This window comes from Megasphaera sp. UBA4233, assembly GCF_002395615.1.
GTDB classification, from domain to species: Bacteria; Bacillota; Negativicutes; order Veillonellales; family Megasphaeraceae; genus Megasphaera; species Megasphaera hexanoica.
This window is the reverse complement of record NZ_DGXL01000033.1, coordinates 24,898-43,136: the sequence shown is the minus strand read 5'-3', so window position 1 is coordinate 43,136 and position 18,239 is coordinate 24,898. Positions and strand designations below refer to the sequence as shown.

At 52.8% G+C, this 18,239-nt stretch carries 13 protein-coding genes; 1 reads left to right on the top strand and 12 read right to left on the bottom strand.

Features of this window, described 5'->3' with window-relative positions:
* Positions 1-33: 33 nt before the first annotated feature.
* The 12 genes from B2U90_RS11285 to trkA all read right to left on the bottom strand — a co-directional run bounded on the left by B2U90_RS11285 (position 34) and on the right by trkA (position 16,404).
* Positions 34-561, bottom strand: coding sequence for a hypothetical protein (locus B2U90_RS11285; protein WP_162816264.1), 528 nt, complete (start codon positions 559-561; stop codon positions 34-36).
* Positions 562-649: 88 nt separating this feature from the next.
* The gene (gene mscL / locus B2U90_RS11280; RefSeq protein WP_059077161.1) at positions 650-1,090 is read right to left on the bottom strand and encodes a large conductance mechanosensitive channel protein MscL; all 441 of its coding nucleotides are present in this window, start codon (positions 1,088-1,090) and stop codon (positions 650-652) included.
* A 104-nt stretch (positions 1,091-1,194) separates the two neighbouring features.
* Positions 1,195-1,527: a YerC/YecD family TrpR-related protein gene (locus B2U90_RS11275; protein WP_059077160.1), complete on the bottom strand. Its 333-nt coding sequence runs from the start codon at positions 1,525-1,527 to the stop codon at positions 1,195-1,197.
* 88 nt (positions 1,528-1,615) lie between these two features.
* Positions 1,616-5,254: a PolC-type DNA polymerase III gene (locus B2U90_RS11270; RefSeq protein WP_292017820.1), complete on the bottom strand. Its 3,639-nt coding sequence runs from the start codon at positions 5,252-5,254 to the stop codon at positions 1,616-1,618.
* A gap of 36 nt (positions 5,255-5,290) precedes the next feature.
* Positions 5,291-6,847, bottom strand: coding sequence for a VanW family protein (locus B2U90_RS11265; RefSeq protein WP_292017819.1), 1,557 nt, complete (start codon positions 6,845-6,847; stop codon positions 5,291-5,293).
* Position 6,848: 1 nt separating this feature from the next.
* The gene (gene holA / locus B2U90_RS11260; protein WP_072235740.1) at positions 6,849-7,889 is read right to left on the bottom strand and encodes a DNA polymerase III subunit delta; all 1,041 of its coding nucleotides are present in this window, start codon (positions 7,887-7,889) and stop codon (positions 6,849-6,851) included.
* On the bottom strand, positions 7,858-10,005 hold the full coding sequence (locus tag B2U90_RS11255; RefSeq protein ID WP_292017818.1) for a ComEC/Rec2 family competence protein: 2,148 nt from the start codon (positions 10,003-10,005) through the stop codon (positions 7,858-7,860). Before B2U90_RS11255 ends, holA begins: the two co-directional genes overlap by 32 nt.
* Positions 10,002-10,532: a ComEA family DNA-binding protein gene (locus tag B2U90_RS11250; RefSeq protein WP_292017817.1), complete on the bottom strand. Its 531-nt coding sequence runs from the start codon at positions 10,530-10,532 to the stop codon at positions 10,002-10,004. Before B2U90_RS11250 ends, B2U90_RS11255 begins: the two co-directional genes overlap by 4 nt.
* 110 nt (positions 10,533-10,642) lie before the next feature.
* Positions 10,643-12,094: a TrkH family potassium uptake protein gene (locus B2U90_RS11245; protein WP_075582213.1), complete on the bottom strand. Its 1,452-nt coding sequence runs from the start codon at positions 12,092-12,094 to the stop codon at positions 10,643-10,645.
* 29 nt (positions 12,095-12,123) lie between these two features.
* On the bottom strand, positions 12,124-13,575 hold the full coding sequence (locus tag B2U90_RS11240) for a TrkH family potassium uptake protein (protein ID WP_170087768.1): 1,452 nt from the start codon (positions 13,573-13,575) through the stop codon (positions 12,124-12,126).
* A 31-nt stretch (positions 13,576-13,606) separates the two neighbouring features.
* Positions 13,607-15,055, bottom strand: coding sequence for a TrkH family potassium uptake protein (locus B2U90_RS11235; protein WP_292017816.1), 1,449 nt, complete (start codon positions 15,053-15,055; stop codon positions 13,607-13,609).
* Positions 15,056-15,057: 2 nt separating this feature from the next.
* Entirely contained in the window at positions 15,058-16,404 is a 1,347-nt protein-coding gene (gene trkA / locus B2U90_RS11230; protein ID WP_059077153.1) for a Trk system potassium transporter TrkA, read from the bottom strand.
* 154 nt (positions 16,405-16,558) lie between these two features.
* Here trkA and B2U90_RS11225 point away from each other — a divergent pair, with 154 nt between their 5' ends.
* Positions 16,559-18,106 (top strand): putative polysaccharide biosynthesis protein, encoded by a 1,548-nt coding sequence (locus B2U90_RS11225; protein ID WP_059077152.1) that lies wholly within the window; start codon positions 16,559-16,561, stop codon positions 18,104-18,106.
* Positions 18,107-18,239 lie beyond the last annotated feature (133 nt).

The following is an 18,239-nucleotide window of genomic DNA, read 5'->3' as shown; positions in this document are numbered from 1 at the left end:
AAGGGAATTTCCCTTTTCCGGCAGACCCTGATCTCATACACTGCCTATGAGATGGTTCATCAGACCTTCCGTTCCTGATGCGGCCTCGGGAAAGCGGCGCAGATCCGTCTGCCCCTCCATAAAATCGAGGAAGGCACACATACTCTTTTCTATATCACAGCGGCTTTCCTCTGAGACAGTTTCCAGCAAAGCCTGCCGGTTCTGGTCGTACCGCCCAAGAATGGCCAATAAATGGCTGAAATCAGCCTGCTTCCCACTCCACTTCCGGCAGTCTTCCAAAAAAGCCTGACAGGCTGCTGTCAGAGATACGACCGATCCGGCCGTGCCCTGCCGGATACGCCAACTGTCCAGGACAGCCGAAAAAAAGGTGAACAACGTGATGACGGCCGTCCGTTCATACCGACACACCAGCAGATTGGCCTTCGGGCCCTGCTTATGACGGTGGCTGTCTGCTTTTTTGCAAAAGAACTGATAATCTCTCCACAGATCTTCCTGCAGCGATTCTTTCACTATATTCATATCACCATTCGAAAAAATAGTGACGCCAAACTTGGTTTTCAAGTCCATCACACTCCGGAAAACAAACTAAACGGACCTGCCACACATAAGGCAGGCCCGCTTCATCATACCGTTACATTCCGGCATCGCCCTATTTTTCAGGCAATTCACTCGTACAATGGGGACACCGTGTCGCATCGTCCGCAATGGGCTGACGGCAATACGGGCACAGGCGGGGTTCCGCTACCGGTTCCGGTTTGGGCAGCAGACGGTTCAGCTGACGGATGACGATAAAAATAGAAAAAGCAATGATGAGAAATTCCAGTACCGTATTCAGGAAAGCACCATAGGCAATGACGGGAATACCAGCCGCCTTTGCTTCTGCCAGACTTCCAACGTGCTGTGTACTGAGGGGAATAAAGAAATCGGAAAAATCAATACCTCCCAGGAGAACGCCGATAGGTGGCATGATGATATTATTAACTAATGACGTGACAATCTTGCCAAAGGCACCGCCGACTACGACGCCGACAGCCATATCCATGACATTGCCGCGCATAGCAAATTCTTTGAATTCCTTGATGAAACTCATTCCATCCACTCCAATCCGTTTTACATAGGAAACATTACATAGAACCTGTCTCATCATATACTAATCAGCGGATTTTTGCAATATGTTAAAACGAAAGGTTGTTCTTATTTTTTCCCACTGCTCAATTTCAGTAAGTCGGGATTCTTTTTTGCCATCCGTTCGAGAATCTTGCTGTATCCGCCACTGCCATAATTTAGGCACCGCTTGATACGGCTGATCGTTGCCGTACTGGCCCCGGTCTTTTTGACGATATCTTCATAAATATCACCGGCCTTCAGCATCCGGGCTACTTCCAGACGGGATGAAATGGCTTTCATCTCCTGGATGGTACACAAATCTTCAAAAAACTCATAACATTCATCGATTGACTGGAGTTCCAGGATTGCCTGGAAAAGCTGGTCATGAAGATGATCCCTTAATTTTTCATTGACAGCCATGATGACACCTCACTTGCCGCTTTCATACTTTAGCATAGTAAATACTCTACCTTATTATAAAGCAGAACGGCCGCTCTGTCGATACCTCTTACATGGCAAATAAATCGAGTTGTTCATCTTCGGGCAAATCGTCCAGGCATCCTTCGGCCGTCATAGCATCAACAAGGGACTTGGACACTTTCCCGCGGATCTTCAAATCCGCTTTGGATGTAAAAGGCCGTTCCTCGCGGGCCGCTACAATCTGTTCGGCAACGTTGGCACCCAGTCCGTCAATAGCCGTGAATGGCGGCAGGATTTTCCCATCGCAGACGGTAAATTTCGTCGCTGCTGACCGTTTGATATCGACGTTCATGAAGGAATAGCCGCGAAGACTCATTTCTTTCGCCAGTTCCAGAGCCGAATACAGATCCTGGTCTATTTTGGACGCGCTCTTACCCTGAGCCTTGATTTCCTTCATGACCTTCACCTGCGTATCCAGCCCATGGATCATGGCCGATAATTTGAAGGCCTTGGCGCGGATCGTAAAGAATGCCGCATAATACGCCAGGGGATAGTTGATCTTATACCAGGCAATGCGGAAGGCCATCATGACATAGGCAACGGCGTGGGCCCGGGGGAACAGGTAGCCGATCTTATGGCACGAGTCGATGAACCACTGTGGAATGTTCCCCGCTTTCAGTTCCCCTTCATAATCAGTCGTCTTCTGCCCGGCCTTGTTCAGTTTGTCAATACCCTTGCCTTTACGGACGTTTTCCATGACCTTGAAGCTCGTCTTGGGCTTGATGCCATGCTGGATGAGATAGTTCATGATGTCGTCACGGGTAGAGACGGCTTCTTTCAGCGGTACGACTTTATCACGGATCAGGTCCTGGGCATTGTTCAGCCAGACGTCTGTCCCATGGGAAAATCCGGAAATACGGACCAGTTCGGAAAAGGTTTTCGGTTTCGTATCGACCAGCATCTGGCGGACGAAAGGCGTACCGAATTCGGGGATTCCCAGACTTCCGACCTGGGAGCCCAGTTCTTCCGGCGTCAGTCCCAGGGCCTTCGTCGAACTAAACAGGCTCATCGTCGCCGGATCATCGAAGGGGATGGTCGTCGCCTTGATGCCAGTCAGATCTTCCAGCATGCGGATGACCGTCGGATCATCGTGGCCGAGGATATCCAGCTTGACCAGACGGCCTTCGATAGAATGATAATCGAAGTGGGTCGTAATGATGCCCGAATCCTTTTTGTTGGCCGGATACTGTACAGGCGTAAAATGATGGACATCCATGTCGCGGGGAATGACCATGACGCCGCCGGGGTGCTGTCCCGTCGTATTCTTTACGCCCGTACAGCCGGCGACGAGGCTGTTGACATAAGCGTCGTTGACTTTAATACCGCGGGCATCGGCCCATTTCATGACATATCCATAGGCCGTCTTGTCCTGGACGACGCCGGTCGTACCAGCCCGGAATACGTTATCTTTACCAAAAAGTTCTTCCGTGTATTTATGGGCTTTGGGATGGTATTCACCGGAGAAGTTCAAGTCGATATCCGGTACTTTGTCTCCGTCAAAACCAAGGAATATGGCAAAGGGGATATTATGGCCGTTCTTTTTCAGATCCGCCCCACACTTCGGGCATTTCTTGTCGAGCAGATCGAAGCCGCCGCCATATTCGCCGTGGGTAAAAAACTCACTGTACTGACATTCAGGGCACACATAATGAGGTGGCAGCGGATTGACTTCCGTAATATCCGACATAGTCGCGACAAAGGACGAGCCGACGGATCCACGGGAGCCGACCAGGTAGCCATCATCATTGGAATGCTTGACCAGCTTGTGGGCAATGTAATACAAGACGCCGAACCCATGGCCCAGGATAGATGTGAATTCCTCAGTCAGACGGTCTTCTACGATCTGGGGAAGAGGATCGCCATAGATTTCATGAGCCTTGTCATAGCACATCTTTTTCAGTGCTTCCGAAGAGCCGGCAATCTGCGGGAAATATAGTGTTTCTTTGGGCACAGGCCGGACATGGTCGATCATGTCGTTAATCTTGTTGGGATTAGTGATGACTACTTCCCGGGCCCGGTCTTCACCCAGGTAGGAGAATTCCTGCAACATTTCATCGGTCGTCCGGAAATACAGGTCCGGCTGATACTGGGCATCTTTAAAGCCCTTGCCGGTCATGAGGATTTCCCGGTATATCTTGTCTTCAGGATTGAGGAAATGAGCGTCGCAGGTCGCTACGGTCATTTTGCCCAGCTCATCGGCCAGGCGGATGATAGTGCGGTTGATATTGCGCAGCCCTTCTTCATCTTGTACCAGCCCTTCCCGGACGAGGAACTGGTTATTGGTCAGGGGCTGGATTTCCAGATAATCATAATACGAGGCTATCTTCAACAGTTCTTCATAGGGCAGGTTTTTCTGCACCATCGAGCGGACCAGCTCCCCTGCTTCACAGGCCGACCCCAGAATCAGACCTTCGCGGTATTCGTTGAGCACCGCCCGGGGAATGCGTGGCCGCCCGCGGTAGATATATTTCAGGTGGGAAATGCTGACCAGTTTGTATAAATTGCGGATGCCTATCTGGTTTTTGGCCAGGATGACGATGTGATACGATTCATCTACTTTCGTATCGAACAGGTAGCCTTCCATTCCATAGATGACTTTGACGTTATTCGTCTTATCCGTTGAAATTTCCTGCAGCAGGGGAAAGGACTGGACGACGCCGTGGTCGGTGACGGCAATGGCCGGATGATGCCATTTTTTGACGGTCCTGATGAGCTGCTTGACCGTAATCAGGGCATCCATATCGCTCATGACCGTATGCAGGTGCAGTTCCACCCGCGGCGTCGGATTGGTATCTTCCCGTTCGACCGCACCGCCTTTGGAAGGCATGATGCTGTCCACGTTGAGGACATAGTCGTTGAGATAATCGCTGTATTTGACATCGCCATGGACGCGGACCCAGGCTCCTTCTTTCATGTTGCCCTTCAGGGCCTCCAGTTCTTCTGCGGTAATCGTATTGCGCCGGCGGTACTTGCTGTTGCTGCTGCCGCCGATGTCGAGGAATTTCTGGGCGGAAATACCATTGGTCTTATCGGCCATCTGGAAGTTCAGGATAATGCGTTTCGTCTTCGTTTCCCGGAACTCTACCCGCACCAGTTTGCCCCGGAAAATGACATCGGGCCGTTCTTCTCCCAGGACATCATTGATGGGCGTAACCTCGCCATCGACATATTTTCCCAGCCAGACGCGGCTGTCGCTTTGGGCCGGACTGGTGCTTCCCTTTTTACTGCTGTGCTTCGTACTGCTGTTTTCTTTGCCATTTCCTGCAGCAGCCGCACAGGCTTTCTGGTATTCCGGATCATCTTTGAGCCAGTCTTCGTCGTCGTTGACATCATATATATCTTCGTGAGGAATACCGTACCCATCCATATCATCACAACTGACCTGGACTGCACTATTCCACTCCGCTTCCGTCTGGCTGAGAGGAATATCGCCGCCGTGGCGTATAAATTCCACCTCATTTTCCAGCGTCACTTCTCCCGGCAGCTGCAACGCCTGGCAGACAGCCTGTTTCAACACGTCTGCATCAGTTACCTTCCAGTCCGATTTCGTGCGGACATGCCAGCGTGGGCCCGGGTCTTCTGCACAAATCTCATGGACCAGGACATAGTGGTCCTTATCGACAGGGATAGAAAATTCTTTTTTCGGGAGAATGTGCCAAATTTTCATAAGGTTTCCTTTCTATGTGATGTATCTCTACCGGGCTTACTCGTCGTCAGCCGCTTCACTGTTACTGCCATCGGCCCCGTCATCGCTATCCGTTTCAGAAACGGCCGGTTCAGGGATCTTCGTCGGGTCATGGGGAGCGTTGATCATGGCGTCCTGAGGCTGTTCTCCGTCGAGATTCGTCGTCTGCACGACTTCTTCTGAAGAATCGCCCGGCGTGAGGATGATTTCCGTATTAGGGTCATAGTGGGATACAATCGTATCGGTATAATGATCCCCGTCCGTATAGTTGACGGTACGGCGGATGGTAATATCATGTCCGTCGTAGCCTTCCTGGTCCCGTTTATCTTCCGTCACTTTGTCATCATGACGACGTACGACGCGATGAGGCAGGGTTTTCTGGGATACGGTGTTAAAGGTCACGTTGCACGTGTCGGCGTGATTGCCAAGGATATAGACGGTTACGGATGCGTCGCCCATTTCCGTGTAAATATACACAGGGCGGGTAAAGGGATTGGTAAAAGCAAAATCCAGTGAATCGTCGGCTACGGTAGCGTCCATGCCGACGGGCACATACCCTGCCGGGGCGTAGTGGGGCGAACGGCTGGCGATGATCATGCCGGCCCTAAGAGCCGCGTTGAATAAGGTCGTGCTGACCTGACAGACACCGCCGCCGGCATCGAGGACGACTTTATTGTCGAAATAGACAGGGGCATCTTTATATCCTTTTTCTCTCGTCCGTTTGCCAACAGTCTTATTGAAGGAACAATCTTTCCCGGCCGGGACAAGCGTATCGTTCAGCGCTTTCTGGGCGATGCGGATGTTATCATCGCGGTTATCATTTTTCCCATCGAAGTGGGTCGTATAATAGGAAAGGACAGTGTCGATACTCTTGAGGTCCTTTTCTTTAATCTGCGCTTCTTTACGGGCCGTGACCGGTACTTCTACCGTATCAGTCCTGCCGTCGCCCAATTCGTCGAGGACAGCCGACTGCAGGGCTTCCGAATCGATGGTAATCTGGTCCCGTTCTTTCTGGATGGTAACACCGCTTCCGTCAGGCCGGGCATGGGCGTTGCGCGGTTCCTGATCGTACCGGTCGTGCATGTCGCCGATGTACGATGCGAGTTTCTCTTCATCGACGGCTATGGACAGAGGAACATCCCGGCCAAAGCGCAGAATAGAAATGACATCAGCAACCCGTCTGACTGGCGAACCGGTGCGGCCGACGAGGAACAGCGCATCGTTGATACGCTGCCGGTCAAAATGGGCATCGACTTTTCCAAGGGGCAGCGTTTCATCGACATCATCGGCGGTAAAATGCACCGATTGTTTCTGCAGGTCTCCTTCGCGTTTATCGAGAAATTCCCGCACATCTTCTTCGGTCATTTCCGTAACCGGCTTTCCTTCGAGTGTCACCATCGACGCGGCTTTGCTCTGGGCTGCAAAAAAACTGCCCGATGCGGCAATGCAGATGCCAATGATTACAGCGGCTATTTTTTTCAGCCGGTTGGGGTGTTCTTTGATGCCGTGTTTTTCCCGATAGCGGCGGCGGTATTCTTTCATTCGTTCTTTACGTGCTTTTTCTTCGTCCTGCAATTTAAACCCTGCCTTTATTGCTGCAATACAAACAGATGAGCTGCTCCATATCCATGGACTGGGCCGTCCCTCTGCGTATATTGAGTTGTAATGTAAAAATCTGGAGGAGTAATTCGTCCAGCTCCTCTATTTTCCAATAAGATGCTATTTTTTTCAAGTGGTATAACGCATATTTTACCGGTTTCCCTTTATTGACCCTGGTCAGGACCTGTTCAGACTGCTTTTCTTTCATCCCTGCCGCCTGTAGTTCTTTATATGCCCGCAGGAGGCGCAGCCGGGACAACATATACCCCGTATTTTTCAAGAAAGCATCCTGGCGGCTGAACAGACTGGAAATAAAAGGAATCGTGTGACGGCCGTCCCGGCGCAGGAAGTAATCCATAAAGGTAAAGAGATTTTTTTCCATAGTGCCGGAAAAGAGGGACGTCAGATGGGTTGTTTCTATTTCCCTTGTCCCGTCGGGGAGCATGATGCACAACTTGTCCAGTTCAGAAAACACGTACTGCAGCGGGATAGCATCCCAGGTCTGGAACAGTCCCCGCAGATAACGGTCGGCGGAAGGAGACAGATGCAGTCCCCGTCCGTTCATATATGAACTGACATAGGTCATGACCGTCTTGTCCGTAACCGGCTGGCATTCTGCCACTTCAGCCAGCTTTTTAACTTCCTTGAAGAACACACAGCCCGTATCGAGTCTGCTTGTTTCCTTCGGAAATTTAATGACAAATAAAAGCCCGTTCCCTTCAGGGATTGCCGCCAGCTGTTCCAGGAACCACGTTTCTTCTTTAGTGAGCTTGCTGCGGGACCTACCGCCCCGTTTGATGGGAAGGTACGGACAGTCATGCCAGATGCAGACATTTGTACCGCCAAAGAGAGACGACGACTGGAACGCCTCTACGACCTGGGCAGGCGCGGCATCTTTGCCAAAGACAGAAAGTTCCGGTTCTTCTCCTGCCCGCTTCCGGAATGCCTCCAGGAACGACTGCTCTTCCCGATGCATTAGATACGTTTCACTGCCATATATGATTTTTACCTGTTTCAAACCATTCACCACCTGACCGTACGGTCCAGCATCCCCTGCGCCAGGAAAGAATGACAGCTCCGTCTTCTTCCGGCGTCACACAGGGTATATCGTAAAGAGCTGCCGTCTCGCACCATCGCTTCCACTGGACATCCCGGGGGCCGCTGCGGTGCAGGATCAAAAAATCGGCATCCCGGGGAAACGCCGTCCGGCCCGCCTGGCGCAGCGACTGGACTTCCAGCACGGAGCCCGATGGAAACTGTCTGGGTAGAGACGTTTCATATAAGTAGTACGGGACCCCTGTCTGAATTAGTCCGGCAGCATCACCCTCGACCGGCTCAGTCACAACCTGGAGGTCGCCGATCGTAAAATCCTGCCGCAGCTGCGCTTCTGCCGGTCCGGCATCGCCACTGACCCATACCCGGTCCAGATGAAATATACCACAATGCCGCAGGGCCGGCGTGAGGGCGCAGGCTATTTGTCCTTCATGGGACCACTGGCTCTTATTATACCACAGGCAGGCCGAAGTATCATCATAGACGATGCAGGTTGCCCGGTCATTTCCCATATCATAACTGTAAATCATGATTTCCGGCCGGGTATAGACGGCATACAGAGTAGAAACGAGGAACAGAATACCTGCCATACGCAGCAGCACCTTACGGTATGGCGGCAAAAAGAACAGACCGGTCAGTACGAGATAATAGGCAGCCGAGGTGTACACCGGCCAGGCCCCCTGCCAGAAACGGCTATATGGCAGGGAGGAAATGAAATAATTGCCCTTGACGGCAAGACTCAGCAGAGGCTGCAAGACGTAAAGCAGTACCTGGCCCAGGGGCAGTACGGCCATTCCCAGTACAGAAGCGGCGAGTCCCAGCAGGATGACGAAGTCCAGGACGGGCGCGACCAGCAGATTGGCCAGCAGGGAGTATACGGGCAGTGCTGAAAAATAATGCAGCAAAAAGGGAATGAGCAGCAGCTGGGCACAGATGCAGACGCTGATACCAGAACGCAAGAACGACGGCAGGAAGGAAAACCATCGTTCTACCGGGCGCTGGAGCAGCACGATGCCTGCCGATGCCCCGCAGGACAACTGAAAAGACAGGTCAAAGAGCAGGCAGGGACTATATAGCAGCATAGCTATAATTGCCAGAGCCAGGGCGTGACAGGCCGTGTACTGCCGGCGGGCTGTCAGGCTGTAGGCAGATATGAGACCCATGAGAGACGAGCGGATGACCGGCGCCGTCCCTTCGGCCAGCGCACCGTATACAATGACGACGACAGCAGAAAGGATGAACAGGGGCTTTTCCCGCAAAGAAGCCAGTCTCCCCAGTATCTGTACGGCTGCCAGCAACAAAGAAATGTGAGACCCCGATACGGACAGGATATGGATCAGTCCGGTAACACTGAAACTCTCCAGCAGGGACGGAGGCAGGTCATCATAGTGACCGCCAAAAAGGAGACTACTCAGGATATAGGCATTGTCCCTGTCCAGGACGGTCTGGTACATATGGGTCAGATACTGTCTCAGACGCCATAGCTGACAGAGTATCCCCCGGCCTGGCTCCAGTGTTTCTATTTTCGTATCGGGTACCGTGTATCCTTTCAGAAAAATCGATTGTTCCCGGTCCCGGTGCCTGGCATCGTACAGGCCGGGATTCCCGTAATAGGTGAGCTCTTTCAGGTTCAGTCTCAGCCCGAGGCGCTCCGATGGAGGGTGGACGGGACTGGCCGGAAGGGTGACATATATACTCCCCTTTCCCCTGTGCCGTGCCGGATCGTCCGGGAATGCAAAATAGTCCATGTCGATGACATAGCGGCTCATCGTTCCCTGCTCCGTTTCATAAGAATGTTTCTTTTCCTTCACCGTCCCTTCTACATATACTTCCATTCCTGCCAGATACGCAGGCAGCGCTTCATACTGTCTGCTTTCCCAGGCCAGTCGGAAGAGGCCCAGCGAAAACATCAGGCATAATAACAAAATCAGGGCCCAGCGCATGCGATGCCTCAAGGCCCACATAGCGGGCAGGCAGAACCCTGCTCCGGCCAGTCCGGCGGCCGCCGGGACCGGCACGATATCCGCTGCGATGATGCCACAGGCAAAAGCCAGGGCGGCGAAAATACTGATATAGGTCATACGGTCACCTTATCCTTTAACTTTTCATACTTGGCAGCACCAATGCCTTTGACCTGCTGCAGCTGCTCACACTCGGTAAATCCTCCGTGTTCATCCCGGTACTCGATGATGTGTTTTGCCATGGCGGGGCCGATGCCGGGAAGACCGGTCAGTTTCTTTTCATCAGCCTCATTGATATTGATTTTACCATCACTATCTGCTGCAGGAGGTACGCCATCGAGATTGTATGGCAGGTGGATCTGCATGCCATCTTCGATGCGGGAAGCATAGTTTACGGCCGACGCCTCAGCGTACGGGAGTGCATCGCCTGCCGCGTGGACGGCATCGCCGACGGTGACGGCATGAGTAAAGGAATACAGGCCGGGCTTTCTGACGGCACCGGTAATATACACGATATAGTCCGGTTTTTCCACCTCTTCTACGACAGGGGCCTGCGGTACGGGCGACACATGGGGCAGACATTCGTTCCAGACAAATCCGATGATTAACAGGACACAACCGATTATTATAAAAAATTTTTTCATCATTCTTCCTCCTCCCATTATCTGCTGATATATTTTCCGTTTATAAACAAAAAAACAGCCTCTGATACACATAGGTATCAAAAAGCTGTTTCCTTAAAGGACTAAACATTCACTTACCAATTTCCCCGTTTTTTCCAGAAGCTGACGTGCAGCATAGCCAGGACGGTGAATAATTCCAGCCGCCCGAGGAGCATGGAAATACACAATATGGCCTTGGAAAAATCGGACAGGCCGGCATAGGTGCAGGTGGCGCCGGTAATGCCGAACGATGGGCCGATACAGCCCATGGTCGTGACGCTGATGCCGATGGCGTCAAAAATGCCGATGCCGTCGAAGGTCAAAAGCAGTGCCCAGAAAGCGATGAACGCCAGGTACAGGAAAAAAAACTGGTTGACCCGGATAATCGTGTCCTGGCTGATGAGCTGACCATTCATCCTGACATCCATGACCATCCGGGGGTGAAGTTTTTCCCGGACAGCCGCCACGAGAGAGCGGCACAGGATGACGACACGGGAAATCTTGATTCCCGCCGCCGTAGAACCGCTGCAGCCGCCGCTGATCATCAAAAGCAGGAGGATTCCCTTGGAAAAGGAAGGCCACTGATCGTAATCGGCCGAGACAAACCCCGTCGTGGCAATGGACGCAGCCTGAAATGAAGAAAAGCGCAGGGCCGTAACGATGTCGGCACCGAAGGCATGTATCAAATCGGCGGCGATGCATACGGTCGCCAGGAACAGGATGAGCAGGTAGGCTTTAAATTCCGTATTTTTCTTCAGGACATGGAACCCTTTGCGGTATAACTGATAATATAAGCCAAAATTACCACCAGCCAGAATCATAAAAAAAGTCATCCAGCCTTCCACAGCCGCGCTTTCAAAATGAGCAGCACTGTCATTAAACGTAGAGAATCCGCCGGCTGAAATGGTAGACATGGCGTGGTTGAGGGCACTGAAGAAATCCATGCCGCAGAGCATGAAAATGACGAAGGCAATGGCCGTAAAAGTCATATAAATGCGGAACAGGACGCCGGTCATATCCCTGAGGCGCGGCAACAGGCGGTCCGTCGCCGGCCCGGCTGATTCGGCATTATGAAGATAGAGCGTATTCTGCCCTGCTGCCGGCAGAAGGGCAATGAAAATGACGACGATGCCCAATCCTCCCAACCAGTGGGTCATGCTGCGCCAGAATAAGATACTGAAGGGCAGACTCTCTATATCTTCAATGACCGTCGCTCCCGTACCGGTAAAACCGGAAATGCTCTCAAACACGCCGTCGATGAGATTCAGATATCCGCCTGTCACGTACGGAATCATTCCCAGGAAGGTGGCCAAAAGCCAGCCCAGGCCGGTAATGGCTATGCCTTCGCGGATGGTCAGATGCTTGGTTCTCACCCTGCCGTACCGGAGAAGAAGAATCCCGCAGGCAATCATGCTGCCAATGGCCATGATAAAAGCTCCGGTACACTCATCACCAAAGCCCAGTGCCAGAAGCAGCGGAACGCAGGTTACACCCGACTCGGCTATTGATATTCTCCCTAAAAACCGGCAGACTACACGTAAATCCATAACAACACCTTTTTCATTTCTATTCTGCCCTACCAGTTGCTATGCCGCCAGAAAGACGGCATGAGCAATGCCAGAACGGGGAACATTTCCAGCCTTCCCAAGAGCATGGAAATGCACACGATGATTTTACTGAAAACGGGGAGCTCCGCATAGGTACAAGTCGGGCCGACCGACCCGAAAGCCGGGCCGCAGCTTCCCATCGTCGAAACACTGAGACCGATGGCATCCAGTGTCGGCACGCCATCCCCGATGAACAGGACGGTCCACAAGACATCCAGTATGGCATAGGCCACAAAAAACCGGGCTACGCCGTACAATATTTCTTCATTATACTCTTCTCCGTTGGCATGGACCTGCACGACGCTCCGGGGAGACAGTTTCTGCCAGACGACGGAGTGCATAGTCTTGATGAGCAGCATGAGCCGCGTTATTTTCAGACCGCCGGCCGTCGACCCGGCACAGCCGCCACAGAACATGAGGAGCAGCAGGATTCCTTTGGAAAAGGAAGGCCATTGATCAAAATCAGCCGAAACAAAGCCCGTCGATGACGAAATGGACGCAGCCTGGAAGAAGGATTCACGCACGGCTTCCAGGGAATCATATGATGCCCCATAGATCAGATTGAGACTCATGAGGGCCGTGGCCCCCAGGACCATTGCCACGTACAGGCGGAATTCCGTATCCCTGAAAATGACCCGGGCTCCCTTTCGCCAGGCCGCCACGTAAATAGAAAAGTTGGCACTGGAAAGAATCATGAATACAATCAGGACTCCTTCGATGAGGGGGCTGTTAAAGTGGGCCACACTATCATTAAAAGGAGAAAATCCTCCTGTCGCAATGGTCGAAAACGCATGTTCCAGAGCCGTCAGGAAATCGAGGCCGCAAATCATAAGCGCCGCTGTCGCCGCCGTAGTCAGGATGACGTACACCGTAAACAGGGCCTTTGCCATCTGGCCTATCCGGGGCAGCATGCGATCTGATGTCGGCCCCGTACTTTCGGCGTCCATCATGTGCACGACGCCGTGGCCGAATTGAGGAAACAAGGCAATGAAAATGACGATGATGCCCAGTCCTCCCAGCCAGTGGGTCAAACTGCGCCAGACGAGTATACTCTGAGGCAGTATTTCTATATCCGTAAGGACCGTCGCCCCTGTGCCGGACAGGCCGGAAATACATTCCAGTATGCCATCCAGGATATCCAGATAGCCTCCGAACACATAGGGCAGCATTCCCAGAAAGGTGACGAGGATCCAGCTGAGACTGGTGATGGCAATCCCTTCCCGGACGCTCAGGTTATCAACCGCCGACGGCTTTTCATGCTGCAGTATCATACCGGCAGCCAAACTGACCAGAGCGGCTCCGGCCAGCGCCGCAAAACCGGCGTCGCCACAGACGACGGACAGAGCGGCCGTCAGTCCCAGTGCCAGGCCCAGCGCCATGGAAATACGTCCTAAGAAATACAGGACAACGCGCATATTCATAATTCGCACACTTCTCTCTCAAGATGGAAAATTACCATTTGCTGTGAAACCGGGCTGCTATGGTCTGCAATACGATGAGGAAAGAAAAGATTTCTATGCGTCCCAGAATCATGACAAAGGTACAATATAACTTCGTCCACACCGGGAGCGATGCATACGAAGCCAGTCCGTAGAGCTCGGCTGTCGATCCGACACTGGACAGGCATCCGGCCGCTACTCCCATGGACTGTAACAGAGGGATGCCCGACAGGGAAATGACCAGCATGGAAAAAAAGAACACTCCCATATACAGGAAGAAAAAGCTCAGGACCCGGCTGATGATTTTCATGGAAACAGAAACACCGTCTATCTTCAGGCTGACGACCATCTGAGGATGAAGAGTGCGGCGCATTTCCCGGGCTGCCATGCGGAACAGGACGATGATACGCATGATGCGCAATCCCCCCGTAGCCGAACCGATACAGCCGCCGGCAAAGACGAGGAGGAATAAGACATAGCGGTCAAATCCGGGCCAGAGGGAAAACTGGGCCGACGCATAGCCGGTCGTGCTCAGAAAGGAAACGACGGCAAAGGTTCCGTAGCGAAGACTTTGCCAGAAATCGTAAACACCGCTGCGCCAGAGATGAAAGACGATGAGCGCACTGACGGCGCCCACGATGGCCAGGAACGTCCGCAATTCCGTATCCGAAAAGAGAGACCGCAACTCCCGCCGGGACAGAGCCCTCCAGATGAGGAGAAAGTTGCAGCTGGCCAGGATCATCGATATCATAGCCGCTATTTCCAGGAACGAATTGTCATAGCCGGCGAAATCAAGCGATGTCGTACCGCCGCTTGTCGAAGCCGTGGTCATAGCCTGGTTGATGGCTTCGAACACATTCATCCCAGCCGCCAGATACAGCAGCGCAGAAATGATGGTGATCCCGGCATATATTTTACCGGTCTGCAGCGCCGCATTTCGCATACGGCTGATCATCGGGCTGAAGGCGATGCTCTGATGAGCCGACAAGGTCACGCCGAAACAGCCGCTGACCTGGGGTACTACCGTGACCAGCATGATGATGAAATTCAGGCCGCCCATCCATTCCATGAGACTGTGCCAGAACAGGAGGGAATGGGCTTCTGCCTGTCCAGCCGCCAGAAGGGAAATACCTGTCGTCGTATAGGCGGAAACGCTTTCAAAAAACGCATCGGCCGGCGTGAGCATTCCTGTCCATACGTACGGCATCATGCCGATCAGCCCCAGCAGGAACCAGATGGACAGCAGATACCATGCGCCTTCAGCCACACCGAGCTGTTTTTTATGCTGCTTCCCTGCTGTTTTTAGCAGCAGTCCCAGCACGAGCGTCACCGCCAGGGGTCCGGCAAAAGCCAGCACCGTATCTTCTCCCCAATACAGGGCACAGCCGAGCGGCAGTCCCAGGACGGCAGCATTCAATAAGGCTATCCGTCCCAGAAGAAACAGATAAAGCCGCATATTCATACTCAGTCCCTGCCTTTAAAATATTTCATGACTTTTTTCGAATGTTCTGTCTGGATGAACAAAATCGTCCGGTCGCCCGCCTGCAGTATTGAACTGCCATCTGGTATATGAGCCTGTCCGTCACGAACGTAGGCACAGACCAGACACTCCCGTGGCAGCCGGACATCCATCAGGCGCTGTCCTGCTACAGGCGCACCTTCCTGGACGATGACTTCTACGGCTTCCGCCTTGGCCCCTTCCAGAAGAGAGACGGACACGACGCCGCCGCGGCGGGCAAAAGCCAGTACTTCACTGGCGGACAGGAGCCGCGCCGAAAGGACAATATCGACGCCGACTTTCTGCATGAGATCGACGTATTCGATGCGGGCCACGCGGACAATCGTCTTTTTGGCGCCAAAATGCTTGGCAATGAGGGCCAGCATGAGATTTAGTTTGTCATCGTCAGTCACGCAGATGACTACATCGGCATCGGCAACGCCTTCCTGGATGAGCAGGTCGATATCCGTGCCATCCCCGCAGATGGCAATTCCTTCGTCCAGCTTATCTGCCACCATGCGGCACCGTTCCCGGTCCTGTTCGATGACCTTGACCCGGACACCCTGTTTATCCATCATGGGAGCCAGGAAACGGCCCGTCCGTCCGGCACCGATGATCATAGCCCGTTCGACTTTCTTCGTGCCGCTGGGAATGAAATTTTCACTGAATTTTTCAATGGCCTTGGGGTCCCCGATAAAATAGGCATTGTCGTGAGGCAGGAGGCAGTCATCGCCATGAGGGATAATCATGCGGTGATCGCGGAATATCATCCCCGCCAGGATGGACTTGGGCATCTGCAGATCTTTCAGGGGCACATTGGCCAGGTGGGAATGACGGCGCACCTTCGTTTCAAAGAGCCGGACCTTGCCATTGGCAAAGTCTTCGACATCGAGAGCGGCCGGCATCATGAGGATGCGGTCGATTTCACGGGCCGTAATCAATTCCGGGTTCAGCATGAGATCGATATCAAAATTTTCTTTCAGATAATCCTGGGCTTCCGACATGAACTGCATATCACGGATGCGGGCGGCCGTATAGCGTATGCCGTGTTTTTTTGCGAGAATACAGGAAACCATGTTGACTTCATCGATGGCCGTTACGGCGACGAGAATGTCCGAATTGCGGATATCCGGATCGTTCATGGTAATAGGGCTGGCGCCATTGGCCAGGATTGTCAGCACGTCGAGATTGTTTTTGACAGCTTCCAGCCGTTCTTCATTCTGATCGACGACGACGACGTCATATTGTTCATTAGATAACAGCTCGGCAATACTGTACCCCAGCTTACCGGCTCCGATTATTACAATACGCAAGATATGTCCCTCCCTTGATATCTGTATAGTATAGCATACCTCGCTGAATAAAGACAGCTTTCCCCCTTTCTCTATCTTTTTCTCTGACAATATGATAAAATGAGTTGTTTGTTATAGATTTTTTCCATCATTTCCTGCAAAAAGAGGTTTCATAATGGCCAATAAATTCGTATCAGGTACGCTGATCCTGACCCTTTCCGGTTTTGTCGTCAAGGCGATCGGCAGTATCAACTGGATCATCCTTTCCCGTATCCTTGGGGGCGAAGGTATCGGTATTTACCAGATGGCATTCCCTATTTATCTGCTCGCACTGGAAATATCCAGTGCCGGAATCCCCATCGCCATTTCCATCATCACCGCCGAAAAAGCGGCCCGTGAGGACTATAACGGCGCCCAGCGCATCTTCCGCGTTTCCCTGACTATGCTCTGTTCGACGGCTCTGTTTCTCAGCGTCCTCGTCTTCTTCGGCTCGCGGTTCCTCATCGATTATCACATCATCCGTGAAAGCCGTGCCTATTATTCACTCATCGCCCTGGCTCCGGCCATCTTCTTTACGACCATCATTGCCGGCTACCGCGGATATCTCCAGGGCTGGCAGCAGATGACGCCGACGGCATTATCGCAGATTGTCGAACAGCTTGTCCGCGTCGTAGTCATGCTCGGTTTTGCCGCACTGCTGCTTCCCTACGGGCTCGATTATGCCGCCGGCGGTGCCAGTCTCGGTGCCGGTGCCGGCGGGGTAGCTGCCTGGCTGGTGCTTATCTACTACTATCATAAACTGAAGCGCCATCTGCCAACAGACGGCCCCGTCTTTCCCAAAGAAAGCATCCGCCACATCCTGAAGCGGCTCATCGTCCTGGCCGTTCCCATTTCCCTGGCCAGCATCATGCTCCCGGTCGTCTCCAACCTGGACCTTTTAATCGTACCGCGCCGTCTGGAAGTAGCCGGATACCCGACCCATCAGGCAACGGAATTATTCGGGTACCTCACGGGCATGTCCGTACCGCTCATCAATCTGGCTACGATTCTCACGGCGGCCATGGCCATGAGTCTCGTACCGGCCATCAGCCACAGCTTCACTCTCGGCGATACGAAGGAAATTTACAATAAAACGTCTGGCGCCATGCGCATCGCCCTCCTGGTCACCATCCCCTTTTCGGTCATGCTCTACGTGCTGGCCGAACCGGTCGTTACCTTTATCTACAATGCTCCGGCCGCGACCGACGCTACCAGGGCCGTTGCCATCGCCATTTGTTTTCTGGGGCTTCATCAGATTACGACGGCCATCCTGCAGGGCCTCAAAAAGCCAAAAATCCCGGTTATCAATATGGGAGTCGCCTGCCTGGTCAAAGTGGCCTGCAACTGGTTCCTAGTTGCCATTCCGGCTCTGGGCATCACCGGTGCTTCTTACGCTACCGTCGCCGATATCGGCGTAGCCGCTGCCCTGAATCTGGTCTTCATCTATCGCAAGACCGGTTATATCATCGATGTGAAAACAGTCGTGCGCAACGTCGTCTGCGCCGCTATCATGGGCGTTGCCATGTATTTTCTCTACGGTGCCATCGGGCATATCGGTCTGTTCCTCAGCCTTGCGGCCACGACCGTCGTCGGATCTGCCATCTACATCGGCCTCATGGCCGTATCGGGCGGCGTCACCCGTGCCGACGCCCAGCGGCTGCCGTTTTTTGGCCGTTTCTTCTGATTTCTCATGACCTGTACCATCCAAGAGCCCTCATAGAGCGGCTCTTTTTTTGTATATGCATGAGATGCATTTACCGGTAAAATATGGTACTATAATAGGTAATTGAAATCTAACCCATGTACCAGGGAGGTTT

What these genes read in the sequence shown, in the direction of transcription:
- B2U90_RS11270 (WP_292017820.1), bottom strand. Translation starts at nt 5,254, where the DNA reads ATGAAAATTTGGCACATTCTCCCGAAAAAAGAATTTTCTATCCCTGTC.
- B2U90_RS11255 (WP_292017818.1), bottom strand. Translation starts at nt 10,005, where the DNA reads ATGACCTATATCAGTATTTTCGCCGCCCTGGCTTTTGCCTGTGGCATC.
- B2U90_RS11275 (WP_059077160.1), bottom strand. Translation starts at nt 1,527, where the DNA reads ATGGCTGTCAATGAAAAATTAAGGGATCATCTTCATGACCAGCTTTTC.
- mscL (WP_059077161.1), bottom strand. Translation starts at nt 1,090, where the DNA reads ATGAGTTTCATCAAGGAATTCAAAGAATTTGCTATGCGCGGCAATGTC.
- B2U90_RS11240 (WP_170087768.1), bottom strand. Translation starts at nt 13,575, where the DNA reads ATGAATATGCGCGTTGTCCTGTATTTCTTAGGACGTATTTCCATGGCG.
- B2U90_RS11225 (WP_059077152.1), top strand. Translation starts at nt 16,559, where the DNA reads ATGGCCAATAAATTCGTATCAGGTACGCTGATCCTGACCCTTTCCGGT.
- B2U90_RS11250 (WP_292017817.1), bottom strand. Translation starts at nt 10,532, where the DNA reads ATGATGAAAAAATTTTTTATAATAATCGGTTGTGTCCTGTTAATCATC.
- B2U90_RS11245 (WP_075582213.1), bottom strand. Translation starts at nt 12,094, where the DNA reads ATGGATTTACGTGTAGTCTGCCGGTTTTTAGGGAGAATATCAATAGCC.
- B2U90_RS11235 (WP_292017816.1), bottom strand. Translation starts at nt 15,055, where the DNA reads ATGAATATGCGGCTTTATCTGTTTCTTCTGGGACGGATAGCCTTATTG.